This window comes from Sphaerisporangium viridialbum (assembly GCF_049674955.1).
GTDB classification, from domain to species: domain Bacteria; phylum Actinomycetota; class Actinomycetes; order Streptosporangiales; family Streptosporangiaceae; genus Sphaerisporangium; species Sphaerisporangium viridialbum.
In genome coordinates this window covers 3,782,516-3,804,012 of the sequence record NZ_CP187232.1, presented here as the reverse complement: position 1 = coordinate 3,804,012, position 21,497 = coordinate 3,782,516, and the positions used below count along the sequence as shown (strand labels likewise).

Genomic DNA, 21,497 nt, shown 5'->3' with positions numbered 1-21,497 from the left:
CACGGTGACGGCGGGGATGAGCGGCCCTCACCCCACGATGAGGTCGCGCAACGTGCGGTGGGCGATGCCGAGGCCGGCCCGCACCCGGGCGGTGTCCCCGCTCCAGACGGGGTCTTCGTGCTCGACCGATATCACCCCGTCGTAGCCGCCCTCGTAGAGCACGTCGACCAGGCGGGCCCAGTCGACCTGGCCGAGCCCGGGCACCCGGAAGCGGTACCACCCCTTGGCGCCGTTGACCGGCCCGTAGAAACCGTAGCGGTCGATCTTGCCGGGCAGGATCTGCGTGTCCTTGGCCTGCACGTGGGCGATGTCGGAAATGTACGGCACGACGGCCGCGACAGGGTCGATGCCAAGCGTGACCAGATGCGAGGGGTCGTAGTTGAGCTTCAGGCCGAGCGTGAACATCCACTCCCACAGCTCCGGCGAGTACGCCAGGTTGCCCGGATAGCCGTCGGGATGCCAGCTCTTCATCACACAGTTCTCGATCACGATCGTCACGCCCTGCCCCCGGGCGTGCTCGACCAGCGGGCCGAAGACGTCCTCGGCGAGCTTGAGGTTGTCGGCCACGGGAAGCCCGGGATCGCGGCCGACGAACGTGCCCACGGTGGGGCAGCCCAGCTCGGCGGCGGCGTCGACGCACCTGCGCACGTGGTCGTTGACCTCGGCCCTGCGGGTGGGGTGCAGGTTGTTGTCGTAGTAGGCGATCGAGGAGAGGGTGAGCCCGGTCTCCTCGAAGATCGTCCTGACCCGGCTGGACTCGGCTCTGTCGAACCGATCGACTTTGATGTGATCGCGACGGTCCGGCGCGGGCCACCCGGCGACCTCCAGGGCGCCGAAGCCGTGGCCGGCGGCCCAGTGCGCGATATCCGAAAGGTCGGATTCCGGAAGGCATGCCGTAAGGAACCCCAGTTCCATTAAATCCCTCCGCACAGGTCCTGGACTTTAGCGGGTTTTCGTCGTGACTATCCTAGGGAAAGATGTCCTAAGTCTGCGACTTTTGTTTGACTAAAAAGCATAAGTGGGAACATGCGGGTCATCACGATTAAAGGGCCGGGTGTCGTAAGTGTCACCCTGGAGCCGCCTGGCGAGCTCACGCCGGGATGCGTGCGCGTTCGCACGGTCTACTCGGGCGTCTCCGCGGGCACGGAGCTCACCGCCTACCGAGGGACCAACCCGCACCTGGACCGGAGATGGGACGGCGAGCGCCGCCCGTTCACCGAGGGCCGGACCCACTTCTATCCCCTGTCGGGCTGGGGCTACCAGGAGGTCGGCGAGGTGGTCGAGGCGGCGCCCGACGTCGCCGGCCCGCCCATCGGCAGCCTCGTCTGGGGCGCGTGGGGCCATCGCGCCGAGGCGGTGCTGCCCGCCGAGCGGCTCGCCGGGCACGTGCTGCCGCCGGGCGTCCACCCGCTGACCGGCGTGTTCGCCCGGGTCGGCGCCATGGCCCTCAACGCCGTCCACGCCGCCGACGTGCATCTCGGCGACCAGGTGGCCGTCTTCGGCCAGGGCGTGATCGGGCTCCTCGCCACCCGCCTCGCGGTGCTCAGCGGCGCCAGGGTGGTCGCGGCCGACGCCATCCAGGCCCGTCTCCGGCTCGCCAGGCGGTTCGGCGCGGCCGAGGCGTTCGACGTCCTGTCCGGCTCGTGCGCGGAGTTCCTGCGCGAGCGGGTGGAGGGCGCCGACACCGCCATCGAGCTGAGCGGCAGCCGGCAGGCCCTTCACGAGGCGATCAGGAGCGTGCGCAGGGGCGGCAGGGTGGTCGCCGCGGGCTTCTACGAGGGTGAGGGCGCCGGGCCGCTGCTCGGAGAGGCGTTCCACCACGGCCAGGTACAGATAGTGTCCTCCCAGATCGGCGGGACGGCCTCCTGGCTCTCCCACCGCTGGGACGTCGAGCGGCTCCAGCGCACCTTCATGGAGCTCGCGCTGGCGGGTCAGATCGACACGAGCCTGCTGGTCAGCCACGTGATGAGCGTGGAGAACGCGGCGGAGGCGTTCGAGCTGCTCGACCGGCATCCCGCCGAGGTCCTGCAGCTGGTCTTCGAGTTCACGGAGGGAGAGCGGCGGTGAAGCTCGCCGTACAGGAGCAGCTCGTGCCGGGGCGCACGCTTCAGGAGAAGTTCGCCTTCGCGACGGAGGCGGGGTTCGACGCCATCGAGCTGCGTGGCAAGGGCGATCTGCACTTCGCCGGCCACCTGCCGGAGCTCAGGCGGGCGCTCTCCGACGGCGTGGTCATGCCGACGGTCTGCGTGGAGAAGTTCCGGTGATCGCGCGCGAGGCCGGCCGGAGCGCCGCCGCAACGCCGCGCGAACCCGGCGGGGACGGTCGCGCGATCATGCGCCGGGCCGTCCAGGTGCTGGTCGCGAACTGGGACGGCGACCACACGGTCCCGTCTCGCAGGCTCTACCCCCACCAGTGGAGCTGGGACTCCGCCTTCATCACGATCGGCAACGCGCGCTGGTCGCCGCGGCGGGCCAGGTCCGAGCTGCTGACCCTGTTCGGGGCCCAGTGGCGGGACGGACGGGTGCCGCACATCGTGTTCAACCCGGACGTGCCAGAGGACTCGTACTTCCCCGGCCCCGCCTTCTGGGACGTGCGCGCCCCCTGCGGCGCCGCCACCTCGGGCATCGTGCAGCCGCCGGTACACGCGCCGGCCGCCTGGCTGGTGCACCTGGCCGACCCCGACCCGGCCTTCCTGCGCAGGATCTACCCGCGCCTGGTCGCCCAGCAGGAGTTCCTGCGCACCGCGCGCCGCTCCCCCGAAGGGCTGATGTCGATCGTGCACCCGTGGGAGTCGGGCATGGACAACAGCCCGGCCTGGGACGCCCCGCTGGCCGCCGTGGTCACCGATCCCGTCGCCGTCGAGCGGCGCGACCTCACGCACGTCAGCGCCGACGAGCGGCCCACCGACCACGACTACGAGCGCTACACCACGCTGGCCCGCGCCTACCGGGACCAGGGCTACCGGGGCCTGGGCGCGTTCGCCGTGCAGGACCCGCTGTTCAACGCCGCGTACGGCTCGGCCGAGGCGGCCCTGGCGAAGATCGCGACGGCCTGCGGCCTGGACCCGGGCCCGCATCGCCGCGAGGCGGCGAGGATCACGGCCGCGATGGTCGAGCACCTCTACGACGACGGCCTGTTCCACGCCCGCGACGCGCTCACCGGCCGCCTGCTCCGCTCGGGAAGCGCCGCCGGGCTGACCCCGCTGATCCTTCCCGGCCTGCCCGCAGAGGTGGCGGGCGCGCTGATCGCCACCGCGCTGGACCGATTCGGCCTGGAGCGGGGGATCCTGCCCAGCCTCGCGCCCGGCGCGCCGGAATTCGACCCGGCCCGCTACTGGCGCGGGCCGAGCTGGATCAACCTCACCTGGCTGGTCTGGCGGGGCCTGCGGCACCGCAGGCCCGACCTCGCGGCGCTGCTCGCGAGCGGCATGGTGCGGACGGTGGCGCACGCGGGAATGCGCGAGTACTTCGACCCCTTCACCCTCGAAGGGCACGGCTGCGACGACTTCAGCTGGTCGGCCGCGCTGATCGTCGACGTCCTCTCGCAGCACCGCCCGGAGGGCGTGGCGGCGTCGCGCGGCGAGCAGGCGCCGTCGAGGGCCCCGGGGTCCCACATGTCGACCATGTGCCCGGGCACCGTACTGTGAGGCGAGGGCCTCGGCCTTGCGTGAATCCGTGTCAGCGACCCCGGTAATTGTTACATCGGAGAAACATGAGAGTACTTCTGCGTGGCGTGCGGCGAAATTTCCGGCACCGATAATGCCGATACGGGTTATGGAAGTCACGAAGCGGCATACGCCTCTCCTGGGGCTCGCCAGACAATGACGTTCGGGTCGCTCCACCTGGAGCAGTTTGCCGCCGTCATGACATGAGAACGGGGCAGGCTGAATGCAAGATCTTTCTGGTCGATCGCCGCGGGTGCCGACTCCCGTGAGCGAATGGTCGCGCCCGTACACCAGCTCCGCGGCCGACTGGCCGCTGGACCTGCTCCTGCGGGCCAAGGGGGCGACCACGGTCAGCGTGGTGATGCCGGCGCGTGACGAGGAGCGGACGGTCGGCGCGATCGTCTCGGCCGTCCGCCGCGACCTGGTCGAGGCGGTCCCGCTCGTGGACGAGATCCTCGTGGTCGACTCGCGGTCCACCGACGGCACCGCCGCCCGTGCCGCGGCCTCCGGCGCGCGGGTGGTGCGCCAGGACGACGTGCTGCCCGGCCTGCCGCCGCTGTCGGGCAAGGGAGAGGCGTTGTGGAAGGGGCTGGCGGCCTCGACCGGCGACATCGTGGTGTTCGCGGACTCCGACCTGCGCAACTTCGGCTCGCACTTCATCTCCGGGCTGCTCGGCCCGCTGCTGACCCGGCCGGAGATCGCCTTCGTGAAGGGCGCCTACGAGCGTCCCCTGACCGGGCCGGACGGGGTGGTGCAGCGCGGCGCGGGTGGCCGGGTCACCGAGCTCGTCGCGAGACCGATGCTCAACCTGTACTGGCCCGAGCTCGCCGGGTTCGTGCAGCCGCTCGGCGGCGAGTACGCCGCGCGGCGGGAGGTCCTCGAACAGGTGCCCTTCGTCACCGAGTACGGCGTGGAGTTCGGCCTCCTCGTCGACCTCCTTGAGCGCGTCGGGCTCGACGCGATGGCCCAGGTGGACCTCGGCCGCCGTGAGCACGGCCACCAGTCGACGGCCGCCCTCGGCCGCATGGCCGGGCAGATCATGCTGACCGCCTGGTCGCGCCTCGAACGGCAGGGCCGCATCGTCGCCTCCGAGGCGCCCGCCACGAGCCTGCTCCAGTTCGACCCCGACGGGAACGCGACCCTCAGCGACGTCAGCGTCGCAGAACGCCCGCCGCTGGCCACCGTGATCGCCACCCCGGTCAAGGAGGACGTCGCGTGAAGGTCCGGCCCTGGCCGCCCGACCGGCCATGACGGCACGCCCGACCGGCCATGGCCCGTCGTGAGGTTCTACGGCCGGCAGGCCGGCGGTCAGCGTCGGGTCCAGAAGTCGTCCGGGTGGGCCCCCGGGCGGAATCCGCAGGAGCCGGCCATCGCGGTCGCCTCCGCGAAGCCATGGGCCAGCGAGAAGGGGTCGTGCGCGTCGCTGGCGAAGGTGATCGCCGGACCGCCCTCCTGGAACCACCAGCGCACGATCTGGGGGTGCAGGGGCACCCGGGTGTTGACCTCCAGGGCCCTGCCGGAACGCGCGAGGGCCCGCAGGACCGCGCGGTAGTCGTCCTCGAACGCGGCGGGGTCGAAGGGCCCGGCACCGGCAGGCCAGTAGCGGACCGGGTAGTCGATGTGGGCGAGCACCTCGAAGTCGCCGAACTCCTCGACCATGCGCCCGGCCTCGGCCAGATAGGCGCGCACGACCGCGGCGGCCGCCCGAACCGGGTAGAGGTCGGCGATCTCGGCGAACCCGCCCTCGATCGACAGGGAATGCACCGAGCCGAGCACGCGGTCGAACCGCCCCCGGGCGAGCAGTTCGCCGGCCCGGGGGCCGTGGCGATGGGGTTCGCTCAGCTCGACGCCCGACAGGATGCGCAGGCCCTTGAAGCGGTCGCGGCACCGCCGCAGGGACTCCTGGTAGCCGTCGAGGTCGATCTCGGGAGCGGTGAGCACCTGGTCGCTCACCAGCACCTGCCAGGCGTCGGGTATCGGGGTGTCCTCCCGCAGGGTCCACGGGGTGAAGTCGGCGTGCTCGGTGAAGGCCACGGACGGCAGCCCGATCTCGACGGCCCGCTCGCAGGTCCGCTCCATGGAGCCGGCCAGCGCGTCCCACGACCATTCGCTGTGCACGTGGTCGTCCGCCGGAAGCGTCATCGGCACCGCCTTGCTTTCGAGGGGCAGGATTCGGGCGAGATCATGAAGGCCGATCTTCCCGCGACCCGCCGATTGTGCGCCCATTTCCCGGAAGCGCGCCACTTCGGGGGCCACGCCGGCCTATCGGGCGGTTTTCACGCCCGGTCGCTTTCTGGTAGGAAATCGCGCGTGCTCATTGGAGATCGCGTACGGCTGCGCGCACTGGAACCGTCCGACGCCGAGACGCTGTGGCGCTGGCAGTCGAGGAGGGACGCATGCTGCGCGACGGGCGATGGCACGACAAGATCCTCATGAGCCTCCTGGAGGGCGAGCTGCGCTGAGTGCCGTGGGCGATTTGTCCCGTTGTGGCTGGTTTGTTATGGAGAGGGGGCTTGAGGGGGCGATCGCACCTCTGTACAGTGATCAAACAAAATGTTTGGTCGCAAAGATCGGGATGTTCGATGCCGCTTGAGCCCGCAGCTCAGAACGTGGCTGTGGGCGCCCCTGAGGCGGACACCGTGCGCCTCGGCGCACGCATCAGGGCGTACCGCGCCATGCGCCAGATGACGCTGCGCGACCTCGCCGGCCAGGCGGGCGCCAGCGCCGGTTTCATCAGCCAGCTCGAACGCGGGCACACCAGCGCGAGCATCGGGATGCTGCGGCGGATCGCCGGCGCGCTCGGCCTCACGGTGGCCGACCTGTTCAGCGAGGGCGAGGTCGTCGGGCACCGGCTCGTCCGCCGCTCCGACCGGCCCGAATTACCCACCGGGCCGGGCACCCGCAAGTACCTGATCTCGCAGCGCCCCCTCCAGAACCTGGAGATCTACAGCGGCGAGTTCGACCCAGGGGCCTCCACCGGAGACGAGTCCTACACCCACGGCGACTCCCAGGAGATCCTCCTGGTGCTGCGAGGCCGGGCCGTCCTGTGGATCGGCCCGCCGGAGTCGGCGGTCTCCTACGAGCTGGGCCCCGGGGACAGCATCGAGTACCGGACCTCGACCCCGCACCGCGTCGTCAACGAGGGCGCGGATCCGCTCGAGGTGCTCTGGATGATCGGCCCGCCGACCCCCTCGTAGCCCGGCTACCCGGTACGAGAACGAGCGCGTCGGCGACTCAGTACTTCCCCCCGACGATTCTGATGTGAAGGCGGTTCCCCATGGCCATGCGCGATGAGGTCGTCGGCAACCACAGCACCTTGGTCATGGAGTTGATATGAGCGGCAACGGATTGAACGGCACCCCCCTGACGGACGACTTCGCCAACGGCGGGGTGTCGTTCTGGTACCGGCAGATCGGCGTTCCGGAACGCCGTGCCGCCCTGCCGGGGTCGCGCGAGTACGACGTGGCGATCGTGGGCGGTGGCTACACCGGCATGTGGACCGCGTACTACCTCAAGAAGGCCCAGCCCGACCTGCGGATCGCGATCCTGGAGCGGGAGTTCGCCGGGTTCGGGGCCTCCGGGCGCAACGGCGGCTGGCTGTCGGCCGAGTTCGCCGGGTCACGCGAGCGGCACGCGGCGGCACGGGGCCGCCAGGCGATGATCGATCTTCAGCACGCCATGTTCACCGCCGTGGACGAGGTGATCGAGGTAGCGGCGGCCGAGGGCATCGACGCCGACATCCACAAGGGCGGCCTGCTCCACGTCGCCACCAACCCCGCGCAGAACCGCCGCCTGCACGCCGAGCTGGCCGACCTGCGCACGTGGGGCTTCGCGGAGCACGACATGCGGCTGCTCACCCGCGAAGAGCGGGAGGACCGCATCCGCGTCGCCGGGACGATCTCCGCCACCTACAGCCCGCACTGCGCCCGCATCCAGCCCGCCAAGCTCGCGGTCGGCCTCGCCCGCGTCGTCACCGGCCTCGGGGTCGACCTCTTCGAGGACACCACGGTCACCGAGATCCGCCCGAGGACCGCCGAGGGCAAGGCGGCGGCCGTCACCGACCGGGGCACGGTCACCGCCGAGTACGTCATCCGCGCCACCGAGGGCTTCACCGCGAGCATCCGGGGCCAGCACCGCCAGTGGCTGCCCATGAACAGCTCGATGATCGTCACCGAGCCGCTTCCCGACGAGGTGTGGGAGCGGATCGGCTGGCGGGACTACGAGCTGCTCGGGGACGAGGCGCACGCGTACTGCTACGCGCAGCGGACCGCCGACGGCCGCATCGCCATCGGCGGGCGCGGCGTGCCGTACCGCTTCGGCTCGCGCACCGACGTGCGCGGCGCCACCCAGCCGCAGACGGTGGCCGCGCTGCGGAAGATCATGACCTCGCTGCTCCCCGCCACCGCCGGGGCCAGGATCCAGCACTCGTGGTGCGGCGTGCTCGGTGTCCCGCGGGACTGGTGCTCGACCGTCCACCTGGACCACACCACCGGCCTCGGCTGGGCCGGCGGGTACGTCGGGAGCGGGGTCACCACCACCAACCTGGCAGGCCGCACGCTCCGCGATCTCGTACTGCGGCAGGAGACCGAGCTCACCGCCCTGCCGTGGGTCGGCCGCCAGGTGCGCCAGTGGGAGCCCGAGCCGCTGCGCTGGATCGGCGTGCAGGCGATCTACGCGCTGTTCCGCGCCGCCGACCGCCACGAGACCGCCCAGATGGGCCGCACCTCCGCCTACGCCCGCCTGGCCAACCTCATCTCCGGCCGCTGACGCGCGTCGCCCCCGCCCGCTCATGAGCGGGCGGGGGCGACGGGGTCCTTCGTGCCGGGGCGGGCTCAGCCGCAGTTGCCCCAGGAGGCGCGGCCGCCCGTGGCGATCGCCGCGTCGCGGCGGGTGTCCCAGATCGTGCCGCTGTACTTGACGCACAGGCCCTTGGCGTAGAGCTTCACCGGACCCGCGTAGTACTTGTACTTGCGCCCGTCGGTCTTCTTGTTCGTGCGGACGGGCTCGTCCCGTACCCGCCGGGTCTGCGTGATGAGCGTGGCCTCGGTGTACGTCGCGGTGCCCACGTACGACGTCTTGATCGTGGTGACGCAGTTGTAGCCGGTCTTGCGGTTGAACAGCAGGTAGACGTACCCGAACACGTCCCCGGAGGAGGTCTTGACGACGCGCTTGCTGTCGGCCACCCGCGCGAAGCCGGAGCCGCACACCCCTTCGGGGGAACGGACGGAGGCGGACGCGGAACCCGGGCTGGCGACGACCGCCCCCATCGACAGTGCCGCGGCCAGGAGGATCGTCTTGGTGGTTAAGCGCATGTCATCCCCTTATCAGCCGTCGCCCTCCTGCCGGGCGACGTGATCGTTGATCATTCTGCCGCAGGCGTCGGCATCGGATGACCGAAATAGTCAGATATGTACGGACGCGCGGGGATGAGCGCCTCGCGTACCGCTTCACGCGGACGACCGCGGGACCGTGATCCGGAGGGGGCCGGGTCACTCCTCCAGTGCGGTCAGCATGCCGTGGAGGTGGGCGGCGGCGTTCTCGATGTCCTCGTGGTCGTACTGCGCGGCCCGGATCTCGGCCGACAGGACGGCGCACTTGTGCAGCTTTTCGAGATCGCCGTACGGGAACCCGAACCGCGTCTTGGTGTTCTCCCCGTGCTCGTCGTCGACGCCGAGGAACCACAGGGAGTACTCGCCGAACCCGTGCTCGGCGATGAACTGGTTCTCCTGCTCGGGCGAGGGCCGGTGCACGTCCCGGTCGGCTCGCTGGTCGAGGACGATCCTCCGCTCCTTGACCAGCCTTCTGGCGTGCTGATACGCCTTCAGGTTCAGACTCATCGCCATGGCCGTCGCGCCCCCCGGTGCACCGTGCCCGCCGCGCGGCCCCCGGCGATGTGCCCGCCGGGGCGCGTGCGGCCCTCCCGGAGACCTCTACCCGGTCAGACCGGAAAGGCGGCGTCCTCAGAGCAGGGAGTCGACCGCCACGGCGAGGAAGAGCAGGGCCAGGTAGGCGTTGGACCAGTGGAAGAAGCGCATGGGACGCAGGGCGACGCCCGTCTTGCCGGCGTTGAGGCGGCCCAGCAGGCGGTAGACCTCCCACAGGCACATGACCCCGAGGGCGGCGGCCACGATCGCGTAGAACGGCGTGGTGCCGGCCACCGGCCAGAGCAGCAGGGAGCAGATCACGGTCGCCCAGGTGTAGGCGATGCTCTCCTGGACGACCCGGCGCTCGCCGGCGACCACCGGCAGCATGGGGACCTTGGCGGCGGCGTAGTCCTCGCGGTAGCGCATGGCGAGGGTCCAGGTGTGCGGAGGCGTCCAGAAGAAGACCACGCCGAACAGCACCAGGGGCGCCCAGTCGACCCGCCCGGTGATGCCCGCCCAGCCGATGAGCACCGGCATGCAGCCCGCGATGCCGCCCCAGACGACGTTCTGCGAGGTGCGGCGCTTCAGCAGCATCGAGTAGACGAAGACGTAGAACAGGATCGCGGCCAGCGAGAGGCCCGCGGCCACCCAGTTCACGGTGAGGCCGAGGCCGAGGGTGGACAGGATCCCCAGCACGATGCCGAAGATCAGCGCGTTCCTCGGCGAGACCTCGGCCATGGCCAGCGGCCTGCGGCGGGTGCGCCGCATGGTGGCGTCGATGTCCCGGTCGATGTAGCAGTTGAGCGCGTTGGCGCTGCCCGCCGACAGTGTGCCGAAGACCAGGGTGGCGACCGCCGTCCACAGGGGCGGCAGGCCGCGCGCGGCCAGGAACATGACCGGGAGGGTCGTGATCAGGAGCAGCTCGATGATCCGCGGCTTGGTCAGCGCGACGTACGCCCGCACGGTGGCGAGCGGCGATCGGCGCTCGCCTGCGAGCGGGACCGTCGGTTGCTTGGTCGTCAGCACCGTCAAGGCGCTTCCAGCGGGTGCGGGGTCAACGCGTAACCTCTGATTAGAGCGGATCCGTGATTGCGGGCATGAGCCAACGCTGAGGACTCACTGTAGTGCGGGGGGTCGCCGGTCCCGGCATCGGGGGCGAATGCCGCGTGATCGGATCCCCCGGATCGGGTGTCGATCAGCCCTGGTGAACGCCCCATCCGGCACCCTGTGAGATGGGTCGCGGTCCGTGGAATGGATCGCGTTCCAGACGGCTCGCGGGGGGCAGGGTTCTAACGACGCGGGCGCCTCTTTCCCCGGTCACCTATTAGACGCACCATGCATCTACGGTGAGGGGATCGACCCGTTAAGGTCCGGTGTGGGGAGCACTACCAGACCGGACGAGCGGGCGAGCCGAGCCGGCGCCATTAACCAATAGGAGATCGAGCAGTTGAGCAGCGAACTGGTGCCAGACCTTGAGTGGAGCGACCTCGATCGGCGCACGGTCGACGTCATACGCGCCCTCGCGATGGACGCGGTGGAGAAGGCGGGCTCGGGCCATCCCGGCACCGCGATGAGCCTGGCGCCCGCCGCGTACCTGCTATTCCAGCGGGTCCTGCGACACGACCCCTCCGATCCGGCCTGGACCGGCCGTGACCGTTTCGTGCTGTCCGCCGGGCACTCCAGCCTCACCCTCTACATCCAGCTCTACCTGTCCGGGTACGGCCTCACCCTCCACGATCTCGAGTCGCTGCGCCAGTGGGGCAGCCTCACCCCGGGTCACCCCGAGCACGGCCACACGATCGGCGTCGAGACCACCACCGGCCCGCTCGGCCAGGGCCTCGGCAACGCCGTCGGCATGGCCATGGCCCAGCGGCGCGAGCGGGGCCTGTTCGACCCCGACCCCGAGCAGGGCGCCAGCCCGTTCGACCACCAGATCTGGGCCATCGCCTCCGACGGCGACATCGAAGAGGGCGTCAGCCACGAGGTGAGCGCCATCGCGGGCCACCAGAAGCTCGGCAACCTCAACGTCATCTACGACTCCAACCACATCTCCATCGAGGACGACACTGCCATCGCGCTGTCGGAGGACGTCGCCAAGCGGTACGAGGCGTACGGCTGGCACGTGATCAGCGTCGACTGGACCGAGACCGGCGAGTACGTCGAGAACGTCGGGAAGCTCTACGAGGCCTACCGCGCCGCCGTCGAGGAGACCGAGCGGCCCACGCTGATCAAGCTGCGCACGATCATCGGCTGGCCCGCGCCGAACAAGCAGAACACCGGCAAGATCCACGGCTCCGCCCTGGGCGCCGACGAGGTGGCCGCCACCAAGGAGGTCCTCGGCCTCGACCCGTCCAAGAGCTTCGACGTGCCCGAGGAGATCCTCAAGCACGCCCGTGGGGTGGCCGAGCGCGGGCGGGCCCTGCACGCCGAGTGGAACGAGCGGTTCGAGGAGTGGCGTGCCGCCAACCCCGACCGGGTCGCGCTGTTCGACCGCATGAGCGCGCGCAAGCTCCCCGCCGGCTGGGACGAGGCCCTGCCGACCTTCGAGGCCGGCAAGTCGATCGCCACCCGCAAGGCCTCGGGCGAGGTGCTGAACGCGCTGGCGCCGGTGCTGCCGGAGCTGTGGGGCGGCTCGGCCGACCTGGCCGAGTCGAACAACACCACGATGGAGGGCGAGCCGTCCTTCATCCCCGAGGAGCACCAGACCAAGGCCTTCCCGGGCAACCGCTACGGCCGCACGCTGCACTTCGGCATCCGCGAGCACGGCATGGGCTCGATCCTGAACGGCATCGCCCTGCACGACGGCACCCGCCCGTACGGCGGCACGTTCCTGGTCTTCAGCGACTACATGCGCCCCGCCGTCCGCCTGGCGGCCCTGATGGGCCTGCCGGTCACCTACGTGTGGACGCACGACTCCATCGGCCTCGGCGAGGACGGCCCGACGCACCAGCCGGTCGAGCACCTCTGGGCGCTGCGCGCGATCCCCGGCCTCGACGTCGTGCGCCCCGCCGACGCCAACGAGACCTCGGCCGCGTGGAAGACCGTCCTGGAGCACACCGACCGCCCGGCGGCGCTCGCGCTGACCCGGCAGAACCTCCCGGTGTACGAGGGCACGGCCGACTTCGACAAGGTCGCCAAGGGCGCCTACATCCTGGAGGAGGCCTCCAATGGCCGGCCGGCGGTGATCCTCATCGGCACCGGCAGCGAGGTCGAGCTCGCCGTCGGGGCGCGCAAGCTGCTGGAGGACGAGGGCATCCCGGCCCGCGTGGTCTCCATGCCGTGCGTCGAGTGGTTCAACGCCCAGGACGACGCCTACAAGCAGTCGGTCCTGCCTCCTGCGGTCCGCGCCCGCGTGGCCGTGGAAGCGGGAATCGCCCTGGGCTGGCTGCAGTTCGTAGGTGAGGAGGGCGAGGTCGTGAGCCTTGAGCACTTCGGCGCCTCGGCACCGTACAAGACGCTGTACGAGCAGTTCGGCCTGACCGCCGAGCGTGTGGCCGCCGCGGCCAAGGGCAGCCTCGCCAAGGCCGGGGCCGACAAGGGCCAGACGACCGGAAACTAGGGGACCTAGTCATGAGCGAAAACCTGAAGCGCCTGACCGACCACGGCGTGTCGATCTGGCTCGACGACATCAGCCGCGAGCGCCTGCGCACCGGCAACCTCGAATCCCTGATCCGCGACAAGTACGTCGTGGGCGTCACCTCCAACCCCACGATCTTCGCCTCCGCCCTGGCCAAGGGCGACGCCTACGACGCGCAGTTGCGCGATCTGTCGGCCCGCGGCGTGGACGTCGGCGAGGCGGTCAGGGCGATCACGACCTTCGACATCCGCTGGGCCGCCGACGTGCTGCGCCCCGTCTTCGACGCCACCGGCGGCGTCGACGGCCGGGTGTCCATCGAGGTCGACCCGCGCCTGGCCAACGACAGCGCCGAGAAGACCATCGCCGAGGCCAGGGCGCTGTGGTGGCTGGTCGACCGGCCCAACGTGTTCATCAAGATCCCGGCGACCCTCGACGGGCTGCCCGCGATCACGCAGGCGCTCACCGAGGGCATCAGCGTCAACGTCACGCTGATCTTCTCGCTGGAGCGCTACCGCGCGGTCATGGACGCCTGGCTTTCTGGCCTGGAGCGCGCGCGGGCCAACGGCCTCGACCTTTCCAAGATCGAGTCCGTGGCCTCGTTCTTCGTCAGCCGTTTCGACACCGAGATCGACAAGCGGCTCGACCAGATCGGCACCCCCGAGGCGCTGGAGCTCAAGGGCAAGGCCGCGATCGCCAACGCCCGCCTCGCGTACGCCGCGTACGAGGAGGTCATGAACACCCCGCGCTGGCAGGCGCTCAAGGACGCCGGGGCCCGCACCCAGCGCCCGCTGTGGGCCTCCACCGGGGTCAAGAACCCGGACTATCCCGACACCATGTACGTCGACCAGCTCGTCACCGCGGGCACGGTCAACACCATGCCGGAGAAGACCCTCGACGCGGTCGCCGACCATGGCAACATCGACGGCGACACCATCCGCCCCTACTACGAGCAGGCCTGGAACACCATGGCCGCGCTCAAGCAGGCCGGCATCGACTACGACGACGTGGTCAAGGTGCTGGAGGAGGAGGGCGTCGAGAAGTTCGTCGCCTCGTGGAACGAGCTGCTCGGAACCCTCGAGACCGAGCTGAAGAAGGCCGGCTGAACGTCGGCGGACGTCGGTTCCCAGGTAAACCGGCCGGGCACCCAGGCGGCCCGGCCGGGCGCTCACGCAGGCCGGCCGATCCGGGCGCGCGCGATGCCCGGCGCGGAGGCGCCTGCCCGCCCGCCCTCGCGAGGAGAAAACCTTAAGGATGGATATGTCCGTAACGTTCGGTGACGAGGCGGTAGCCGCGGAGGCCTCCGAGGCCGTACGGAAACTCGTCGAGGAGGGCGTGCCGCAGGCGCTCTCCAACGGCGACCCCACCCTGTGGGGGCCCGAGGCCGAGGCCGAGGCGAGGCTGCGCCTCGGCTGGCTGAACCTCCCCATCACCTCCCGAGAGCTGCTGCCCGAGATCGCCAAGCTGGTCGAGCGCGCCCGCGCCGAGAACCTCGAACACGTCGTGCTGGCGGGGATGGGCGGGTCCTCGCTGGCCCCCGAGGTCATCTGCGCCACCTCCGACGTGCCGCTGACCGTCCTCGACACCACCGACCCCGGCCAGGTGCGGCGGGCGCTCGCCGACCGGCTCGCACAGACCATCGTGGTGGTCTCCAGCAAGAGCGGCACGACGGTCGAGACCGACAGCCACCGCCGCATCTACGAGCGGGCGTTCCGCGACGCCGGCATCGACCCGGCCGACCGCATCGTCGTGGTCACCGACCCGGGCTCGCCGCTGGAGCAGATCGCGATCGAGTCCGGGTACACCGTCATCCTGGCCGATCCGACCGTCGGAGGCCGCTACAGCGCGCTCACGGCGTTCGGGCTGGTGCCGAGCGCGCTGGCCGGGGCCGACATCGCCCGGCTGCTCGACCAGGCCGCCGAGGTGCGCCCCCGGCTCGGCGAGAACGACGACAACCCCGGATTGGAGCTCGGCGCGGCGCTCGGCGCCGCCGGCGCGGGGCGCGACAAGCTCGTGCTGGACGACAGCCTCTCGCAGATCAACGGGCTGCCCGACTGGATCGAGCAGCTGGTCGCCGAGTCCACCGGCAAGCAGGGCAAGGGCATCCTGCCCGTCGTCGGCGCCGACCCCACCGACGCCGAGGACGAGATCGTCGCGGGCATCGACACCGAGGCCGCCATCCAGGTCGACGGGCCGCTGGGCGCGCAGCTCCTGGTGTGGGAGTACGCCACGGCGATCGCCGGGCGGCTGCTCGGCATCAACCCCTTCGACCAGCCGAACGTGGCCGAGTCCAAGGAGAACACCGCGCGCATCCTGCGGGAGGCCGGCGACGGCCCGCTGCCGACCGGCACTCCGACGCTGGTCGACGGCCCGGTGGAGGTCTACGGCGACCTGCCCGAGCACGTCAAGGACCTCTCCGGCGTGCTGACCGCCCTGCTGGAGGAGATCCCCGACCGCGGCTACCTGGCGATCCTCTCCTTCCTCGACCGCGAGGCCGCGTTCGACGTCCCCGTCCCCCCGGACGCCTCCTTCGAGGCGATCACCGACATCTGGGCCGCACACGACCCGGCCAGCCTCCAGGTGCTGCTGTCGATCAGGACCGACCGGCCGGTCACGTTCGGGTGGGGGCCCCGCTACCTGCACTCGACCGGGCAGTACCACAAGGGCGGCCCGCAGAACGGCGTGTTCCTGCAGATCACGGGCGCGGTGGAGAACGATCTAGAGGTGCCCGGCAAGCCGTACACCCTGGGAAGGCTGGAGCTCGCCCAGGCGCTCGGCGACCTGGACGCGCTGAGCAAGCGCGGGCGCCGGACCGTACGCCTGCACCTGACCGATCGCGAAGCCGGTGTCAGGCACCTGCTCTCCGCCGCACGGGAGGTTTGATGAACGACAGCGAGCAGCAGGGCTCGGCCGGCGAGCACGAGCCGGCGGTGCCCACCGACATGGCGGGCACGCCCGTCCAGTCGGGCGAGGTGCCCGCGCCGTCAGCGCACGAGGTCGAGCTCGCGGTGCGCGACGGGGAGCCCGGCAAGGTCTCCCCCGACGACTCGCTCGCCGCCGCCCAGGCGGCGGCGAGCACCGCGACCACGATCGAGGTGATGGAGGCGAATCCGCTGCGCGACCCCCGCGACAAGCGGCTGCCAAGGGTGGCCGGGCCGTGCGTGCTGGTCATCTTCGGCGTGACCGGCGACCTGGCCAGGCGCAAGCTCCTGCCCGCGATCTACGATCTGGGCAACCGCGGGCTCCTGCCTCCCGGTTTCTCGCTGGTGGGGTTCGCCAGGCGCGACTGGGCCCACCAGGACTTCGCGAAGATCACCCACGACGCCGTCAAGGAGCACGCCCGCACTCCCTTCCGGGAGGAGGTCTGGAAGCAGATCTGCGAGGGGCTCCACTTCGTCCCCGGCTCCTTCGACGACGACGGCGCCTTCGACGCGCTCGTCATGGCGCTCAAGGAGATCGACGAGACCCGCGGCACCGGCGGCAACTACGCCTTCTACCTCTCGACGCCGCCGAAGGCCTTCCCGGTCATCGTCGAGCAGCTCAAGCGCACCGGGCTCACCAAGCCGCCCGCGGGCTCGTGGCGCCGCGTGGTGATCGAGAAGCCGTTCGGGCACGACCTCAAGAGCGCCCGTGAGCTCAACCGCATCGTCGACTCGGCCTTCAAGCCCGACTCGGTCTTCCGCATCGACCACTACCTGGGCAAGGAGACCGTCCAGAACATCCTGGCGCTGCGGTTCGCCAACACGCTGTTCGAGCCGATCTGGAACCGCGGCTACGTCGACCACGTGCAGATCACGATGGCCGAGGACATCGGCGTCGGCGGCCGGGCCGGTTACTACGACGGCATCGGCGCGGCGCGTGACGTCATCCAGAACCACCTGCTCCAGCTCCTCGCGCTCGTCGCGATGGAGGACCCCACGGCCTTCGGCGCGGCCGCGCTGCGCAGGGAGAAGGAGAAGGTCCTGGAGGCCCTCACCCTGCCGGAGGACCTCGGCCTCGCCACCGCCCGCGGCCAGTACACCGCGGGCTGGCAGGGCGGCGTGCCGGTCGAGGGCTTCCTGGAGGAGGAGGGAGTCCCGCCGGACTCCAAGACCGAGACCTACGCCGCCATCAAGCTGGAGATCGCCAACCGGCGCTGGGCGGGCGTGCCGTTCTACCTGCGCACGGGCAAGCGGCTCGGCCGGCGGATGACCGAGGTGGCCGTGGTGTTCCAGCGGGCGCCGCACCTGCCGTTCAGCAAGACCGACACCGAGATCCTGGGGCAGAACGCCCTGGTCATCCGCATCCAGCCGGATGAGGGGATCACCGTGCGGTTCGGCTCGAAGGTGCCGGGAACGGCGATGGAGGTCCGGGACGTCAACATGGACTTCGCCTACGGCGAGGCGTTCCTCGAGTCCTCCCCCGAGGCCTACGAGCGGCTGCTGCTGGACGTGCTCATCGGCGACCCGCCGCTGTTCCCGCACCAGCGCGAGGTCGAGCTGTCGTGGATGGTCATCGACCCGATCGAGGACTTCTGGGCCAAGAGCGACGAGCACCCCGAGGGGTACCCCGCCGGCACCGGCGGCCCGAAGTCGGCCGACGAGCTGATGGCCCGCGACGGCCGCACCTGGAGGATGTTGTGACCAGTTTTCTCATGGGGTCGACCACGGCCTCCGACATCTCCTCCCAGCTCACGCGGCTGAGGCACCAGGTGGGGGCGCCGGCGGTCGGCATGGTGCTGACGCTGGTGGTGGTGTGCGACGAGAGCCACCAGTACGACGCGGTGCGCGCGGCCTCCGAGGCCTCCCGCGAGCACCCATCGCGCATCCTCGCGGTCATCCCGAGGGAGCGCGACGAGGCGACACGGCTCGACGCCGAGATCCGCGTCGGCGAGCTGACGACCGGCGAGGTCGTCCTGCTCCGCCTGTACGGGGAGCTGAGGGAGCACGCCGACTCGGTGCTCTCGCCGCTGCTGCTGCCCGACATCCCGGTGGTGGTGTGGTGGCCGGGCGACGCTCCCGAGGCCCCGGCGAAGGACCCGGTGGGCGCCTTCGGCCAGCGCCGCGTCACCGACGCCCGCTCGGCCGCCGACTCGGTGGCGGCGATCAAGAGCCGCATCGGCGGTTACACGCCGGGCGACACCGACCTCGCGTGGACCAGGATCACCCCGTGGCGCAGCCTGCTCGCCGCGGCCTTCGACCAGCCGGTCGGGAAGATCCTGGACGGCTACGTCGAGGCCGAGCCCGACCACCCGAGCGCCGCCCTGCTCGCCGTGTGGCTCTCGCAGAAGCTCGACGCCCCGATCAGGGTGACCGAGTCCAGCGGGCCCGGCCTGACCAAGGTGCGCCTGCGCCTCGACGAGGGCGAGGTGGTGGTCGAGCGGCACGACTCCCGCACCGCCACGCTCGTACGGCCGGGGCAGCCCGACCGGCAGGTCGCCCTGGCCCGCCGGCCCACCTCCGACCTGCTGGCCGAGGAGCTGCGGCGACTCGACCCCGACGAGGTGTACGAGGAGACGATCAGGGGCGTCGCCGCCTACGACCTCTCCTGAACCGCCCCCCCGTACTGACAGCCTGACCCTGGTGGCCCGGCACTCCCCCACTTCCAGAAATTTCGGTATGTGGGCGGGTGTCGGGCACCTCCGTGATAGAAGGACGGTTCCTCTCGTGAGTGTTCCCTCGGTTCTCATCCACCGGGACGCCGACGTGCTGGCCAAGGCCGTCGCCGCGCGCCTGATCACCGGGCTGGCCGACGCCCAGGCGGCCAAGGGGTCGGCGCACCTGGTGCTGACCGGCGGCGGCATGGGCATCGCCACGCTGGCCGAGGTGGCCGCCACCCCGGCCCGCGACGCGGTCGAGTGGCCGCGCCTGGACATCTGGTGGGGTGACGAGCGCTTCCTGCCCACCGGCGACCCCGAGCGCAACGAGACCGGCGCCCGCGGCGCGCTGCTCGACCACGTCGACGTGGACCCCGACCGGGTGCATCCCATGCTCGGGCCGGACGCGGGTGTGACCGCCGAGGAGTCCGCCGACCGCTACACCGCCGAACTGCGCAGGGCCTCACGTCCCGAGGACCACGGGCCCGTACCGTCCTTCGACATCCTCATGCTCGGCCTCGGCCCGGACGGTCACGTGGCCTCGCTGTTCCCCGGGATGCCCGCCCTGTACGACGAGCGGCCGGTCGTTGCCGTGCACGGGGCCCCGAAGCCGCCGCCCACCCGCATCTCGATGACGCTGCCCACGATCAGGGCGGCGCGCGAGGTGTGGGTGATCGCGGCGGGCGAGGAGAAGGCGAAGGCCGTGCACCTGGCCCTCCAGGAGTCCGGGCCGATGCAGGTGCCCGCCGCCGGGGCCCGGGGACGGGCGCGCACGCTGTTCCTGCTCGACCGCGCCGCCGCCTCCAAGATCCCTCCCGGCCTCGGCCGCCCCGCGTCCCCCTGATCCGCCGGGCTCGGCACCCGCCTCAGCGGGGCACGGCCAGCTCGTCGATCTCGGCCACGATCGCGCGCTTGCCGTCGTCGTCCAGGAAGGACGCCCGCACGGCGTTGCGGGCGAGCGCGGCCAGCTCCGCGGGGCCGAGCCCGAAGCTCTCGGCCGCGACGCGGTACTCCCGGTCGAGGGTGGTGCCGAACATGGGCGGGTCGTCGCTGTTGAGGGTGACGTACAGGCCCTCCTCCAGCATGCGGGGCATCGGGTGGGAGGCGATGTCCGGCACCTGGCGGGTGCGGACGTTGGACGTCGGGCACACCTCCAGCGGTATCTGGGTCTCACGGAGGTGGGCCATGAGCCGGGGGTCGGCCACGCAGCTCGTGCCGTGGCCGATGCGCTCGGCGCCGAGCCCCTCGATGACCTCCCAGATGGTCTCCGGCCCGGTCATCTCGCCGCCGTGCGGCACGCTGTGCAGGCCGGCAGCCACGGCCGCCCGGAAGGCGTCCCTGAAGGCGTCGCGGTACTTCGGGCGTTCCTGCTCGATGCCGGCGAGCCCGAAGCCGACCAGGGCCTCGGGCGGCTCGTTCAGCGCGTGGTCGAGCGTCGCCCGCGTGCCCTCCAGCCCGTACTCGCCGGGGATGTCGAAGATGTAGCCGACCCGCACGCCGAGCTCGGCCGCCTGCCGCGCCGCCACGTCCAGCGCCTCGGTGATGGCGCGCGTGGACATCCCCACCCGCTGGTGGGAGTACGCCGTGACGGTCAGCTCGACGTACCTGACGTTCTGGGCGGCCAGGTCACGTGCGGCGCCGGTGACGAGGATGGCGACGTCCTCCGGCTCCCGGACGAGGCTGTTGACGCCCTCGTAGATCTGGGCGAAGTGGGGGAAGTCCCGGAAATCGTAGAAGGCGCGCAGCTCCTCCTCGCCGGAGGGCACCGGGCCGCCCGGATACCGCCTGCTGAGTTCGAGGACCGTGGGCACCGACGCGGATCCGACCAGGTGAACGTGGAGTTCGACCTTGGGCAGGGCCGCGATGAACGCTTCGATGGATGTGGGGGTCTCTGTCATACCGCTCGACCTTAAGCAGCCCGCCGACCCCCACGAAAGCGATTTATCCGAAATCTCACACAATCCTGTCAGGTTTGCCGCGATCAGGGTCGGACGGCGGCGAGGAGCCGGTCGTTCCCGTTCTGCCAGAGCGTGCCGACCTCGGCGAAACCGGCTCCGCGGAGCGCGGTGACGTGCGTGGAGAGGTTCCCCGACTCCGACCCGTGGTGGGCCGCCGCGACGCTCCTGCGCTCCCGCTCATCGCGGAGGACGGACAGGGCCGGGTCGGCGTCCACCGCGTCCCACCACTGGCGCCAGTCCTCGGGCATGCCGTCGCCGAAGCGCCGCCGGGTCGCGCGGTCGTGGATCGCGCGCTCGATCTTCGCCAGCACCGGCGAGACGTCCTCCACGTCCAGGTGGTCGCCGTTCAGGAACAGACCACCGGGCCGCAGCACGAGGGACAGCTCGGCGAACATCGTGCGTAGCCCGGCCTCGGGCAGCCAGTGAAGCGCGGTGGTGCTCACCGCCACGTCCACCGGGCGGTCGAGACGCAGGGCCGAGGCCCATCCGGCCGCGCGCAGGTCGAGGTCCTCGAAGCGCAGTCCGGGCCTGCCGGCATGGGCCGCGCGCCCGAGGGCCAGCAGGAGCGGATCGGCGTCCACCGCGACGACCGTGGCGCCGGGGAGGCGGTCGAGCAGGCGGGCGGCGAGCGAGCCCGGCCCGCAGCCGAGGTCGAGGACCAGCGGGTCCGGCCGCCCGGCGCCGGCCTCGACGGCGTCGATCAGGGCGGTGAACCGCTCCTCCCTGTCGGGCAGGTAACCCTCCTGCTGGCGGTCCCACCGGGTGATCCAGTCCTGCGCCACCTCGCGCGGCAGAGTCGACATCGCGGCCTCCTTGTAACTGTCATCTATACTTTCAGTAGTGACAGAATAGAGGAGGCCCA

At 71.1% G+C, this 21,497-nt stretch carries 19 protein-coding genes and 1 pseudogene; 12 read left to right on the top strand and 8 right to left on the bottom strand.

Translation table 11 applies throughout. The features are described 5' to 3' along the window. Positions 1 to 27: 27 nt before the first annotated feature. Positions 28 to 915, bottom strand: a complete 888-nt coding sequence (locus tag ACOZ38_RS16720) for a sugar phosphate isomerase/epimerase family protein (RefSeq protein WP_424531659.1) — start codon at positions 913 to 915, stop codon at positions 28 to 30. A gap of 189 nt (positions 916 to 1,104) precedes the next feature. Here ACOZ38_RS16720 and ACOZ38_RS16715 point away from each other — a divergent pair, with 189 nt between their 5' ends. From ACOZ38_RS16715 to ACOZ38_RS16705, 3 genes are read left to right on the top strand one after another with little or no spacing between them, the layout of a single operon-like run. Further along, entirely contained in the window at positions 1,105 to 2,067 is a 963-nt protein-coding gene (locus tag ACOZ38_RS16715) for a zinc-dependent alcohol dehydrogenase (protein ID WP_424531657.1), read from the top strand. Then, on the top strand, positions 2,064 to 2,264 hold the full coding sequence (locus ACOZ38_RS16710; RefSeq protein ID WP_424531655.1) for a hypothetical protein: 201 nt from the start codon (positions 2,064 to 2,066) through the stop codon (positions 2,262 to 2,264). The genes ACOZ38_RS16715 and ACOZ38_RS16710 overlap by 4 nt, the downstream gene beginning before the upstream one ends. Further along, on the top strand, positions 2,261 to 3,646 hold the full coding sequence (locus tag ACOZ38_RS16705) for an amylo-alpha-1,6-glucosidase (RefSeq protein ID WP_424531654.1): 1,386 nt from the start codon (positions 2,261 to 2,263) through the stop codon (positions 3,644 to 3,646). The genes ACOZ38_RS16710 and ACOZ38_RS16705 overlap by 4 nt, the downstream gene beginning before the upstream one ends. A 42-nt stretch (positions 3,647 to 3,688) precedes the next feature. Here the strand turns inward: ACOZ38_RS16705 and ACOZ38_RS16700 are convergent. After that, positions 3,689 to 3,784, bottom strand: a pseudogene (locus ACOZ38_RS16700) (hypothetical protein); the annotation flags it as partial. A 103-nt stretch (positions 3,785 to 3,887) separates the two neighbouring features. Here ACOZ38_RS16700 and ACOZ38_RS16695 point away from each other — a divergent pair. Continuing rightward, on the top strand, positions 3,888 to 4,883 hold the full coding sequence (locus ACOZ38_RS16695; protein ID WP_424531653.1) for a glucosyl-3-phosphoglycerate synthase: 996 nt from the start codon (positions 3,888 to 3,890) through the stop codon (positions 4,881 to 4,883). 89 nt (positions 4,884 to 4,972) lie between these two features. Here the strand turns inward: ACOZ38_RS16695 and ACOZ38_RS16690 are convergent, their stop codons facing one another. Further along, complete coding sequence (locus tag ACOZ38_RS16690; protein WP_424531652.1) at positions 4,973 to 5,806, bottom strand: PHP domain-containing protein; 834 nt, start codon at positions 5,804 to 5,806, stop codon at positions 4,973 to 4,975. A gap of 473 nt (positions 5,807 to 6,279) precedes the next feature. On the opposite strand from ACOZ38_RS16690, the gene ACOZ38_RS16685 reads away from it, so the two are divergent. Continuing rightward, on the top strand, positions 6,280 to 6,861 hold the full coding sequence (locus ACOZ38_RS16685; protein WP_424531650.1) for a helix-turn-helix domain-containing protein: 582 nt from the start codon (positions 6,280 to 6,282) through the stop codon (positions 6,859 to 6,861). A gap of 136 nt (positions 6,862 to 6,997) precedes the next feature. After that, positions 6,998 to 8,431 (top strand): NAD(P)/FAD-dependent oxidoreductase, encoded by a 1,434-nt coding sequence (locus tag ACOZ38_RS16680; protein WP_424531648.1) that lies wholly within the window; start codon positions 6,998 to 7,000, stop codon positions 8,429 to 8,431. A gap of 65 nt (positions 8,432 to 8,496) precedes the next feature. On the opposite strand, the gene ACOZ38_RS16675 is transcribed toward ACOZ38_RS16680, so the two are convergent. From ACOZ38_RS16675 to ACOZ38_RS16665, 3 genes are all read right to left on the bottom strand, one after another. Further along, positions 8,497 to 8,976 carry a hypothetical protein gene (locus ACOZ38_RS16675; protein WP_424531646.1) on the bottom strand — a complete coding sequence of 160 codons (480 nt, stop codon included), beginning with the start codon at positions 8,974 to 8,976 and terminating at the stop codon, positions 8,497 to 8,499. 177 nt (positions 8,977 to 9,153) lie between these two features. Next, entirely contained in the window at positions 9,154 to 9,501 is a 348-nt protein-coding gene (locus ACOZ38_RS16670) for a hypothetical protein (protein WP_424531644.1), read from the bottom strand. A gap of 123 nt (positions 9,502 to 9,624) precedes the next feature. Further along, positions 9,625 to 10,560: a heme o synthase gene (locus ACOZ38_RS16665; RefSeq protein WP_405147783.1), complete on the bottom strand. Its 936-nt coding sequence runs from the start codon at positions 10,558 to 10,560 to the stop codon at positions 9,625 to 9,627. A gap of 493 nt (positions 10,561 to 11,053) precedes the next feature. Between ACOZ38_RS16665 and tkt the strand changes: the two genes are divergently transcribed. From tkt to pgl, 6 genes are all read left to right on the top strand, one after another. After that, complete coding sequence (tkt, locus tag ACOZ38_RS16660; protein WP_424537031.1) at positions 11,054 to 13,087, top strand: transketolase; 2,034 nt, start codon at positions 11,054 to 11,056, stop codon at positions 13,085 to 13,087. Positions 13,088 to 13,098: 11 nt separating this feature from the next. Then, positions 13,099 to 14,208, top strand: coding sequence for a transaldolase (gene tal, locus ACOZ38_RS16655; RefSeq protein ID WP_424531642.1), 1,110 nt, complete (start codon positions 13,099 to 13,101; stop codon positions 14,206 to 14,208). Between the two features lie 148 nt (positions 14,209 to 14,356). Then, on the top strand, positions 14,357 to 15,985 hold the full coding sequence (locus tag ACOZ38_RS16650; RefSeq protein WP_424531640.1) for a glucose-6-phosphate isomerase: 1,629 nt from the start codon (positions 14,357 to 14,359) through the stop codon (positions 15,983 to 15,985). Between the two features lie 215 nt (positions 15,986 to 16,200). After that, positions 16,201 to 17,724 carry a glucose-6-phosphate dehydrogenase gene (gene zwf, locus ACOZ38_RS16645; RefSeq protein ID WP_424537030.1) on the top strand — a complete coding sequence of 508 codons (1,524 nt, stop codon included), beginning with the start codon at positions 16,201 to 16,203 and terminating at the stop codon, positions 17,722 to 17,724. An 11-nt stretch (positions 17,725 to 17,735) separates the two neighbouring features. After that, entirely contained in the window at positions 17,736 to 18,632 is an 897-nt protein-coding gene (locus ACOZ38_RS16640) for a glucose-6-phosphate dehydrogenase assembly protein OpcA (RefSeq protein ID WP_424537029.1), read from the top strand. 115 nt (positions 18,633 to 18,747) lie between these two features. Next, on the top strand, positions 18,748 to 19,521 hold the full coding sequence (gene pgl, locus ACOZ38_RS16635; protein WP_405147778.1) for a 6-phosphogluconolactonase: 774 nt from the start codon (positions 18,748 to 18,750) through the stop codon (positions 19,519 to 19,521). Positions 19,522 to 19,543: 22 nt separating this feature from the next. Here the strand turns inward: pgl and add are convergent, their stop codons facing one another. Together add and ACOZ38_RS16625 are read right to left on the bottom strand one after the other, a co-directional pair. Then, positions 19,544 to 20,575 (bottom strand): adenosine deaminase, encoded by a 1,032-nt coding sequence (gene add / locus ACOZ38_RS16630; RefSeq protein ID WP_424531638.1) that lies wholly within the window; start codon positions 20,573 to 20,575, stop codon positions 19,544 to 19,546. A gap of 83 nt (positions 20,576 to 20,658) precedes the next feature. Next, positions 20,659 to 21,438, bottom strand: a complete 780-nt coding sequence (locus ACOZ38_RS16625; RefSeq protein WP_424531636.1) for a class I SAM-dependent methyltransferase — start codon at positions 21,436 to 21,438, stop codon at positions 20,659 to 20,661. Positions 21,439 to 21,497 lie beyond the last annotated feature (59 nt).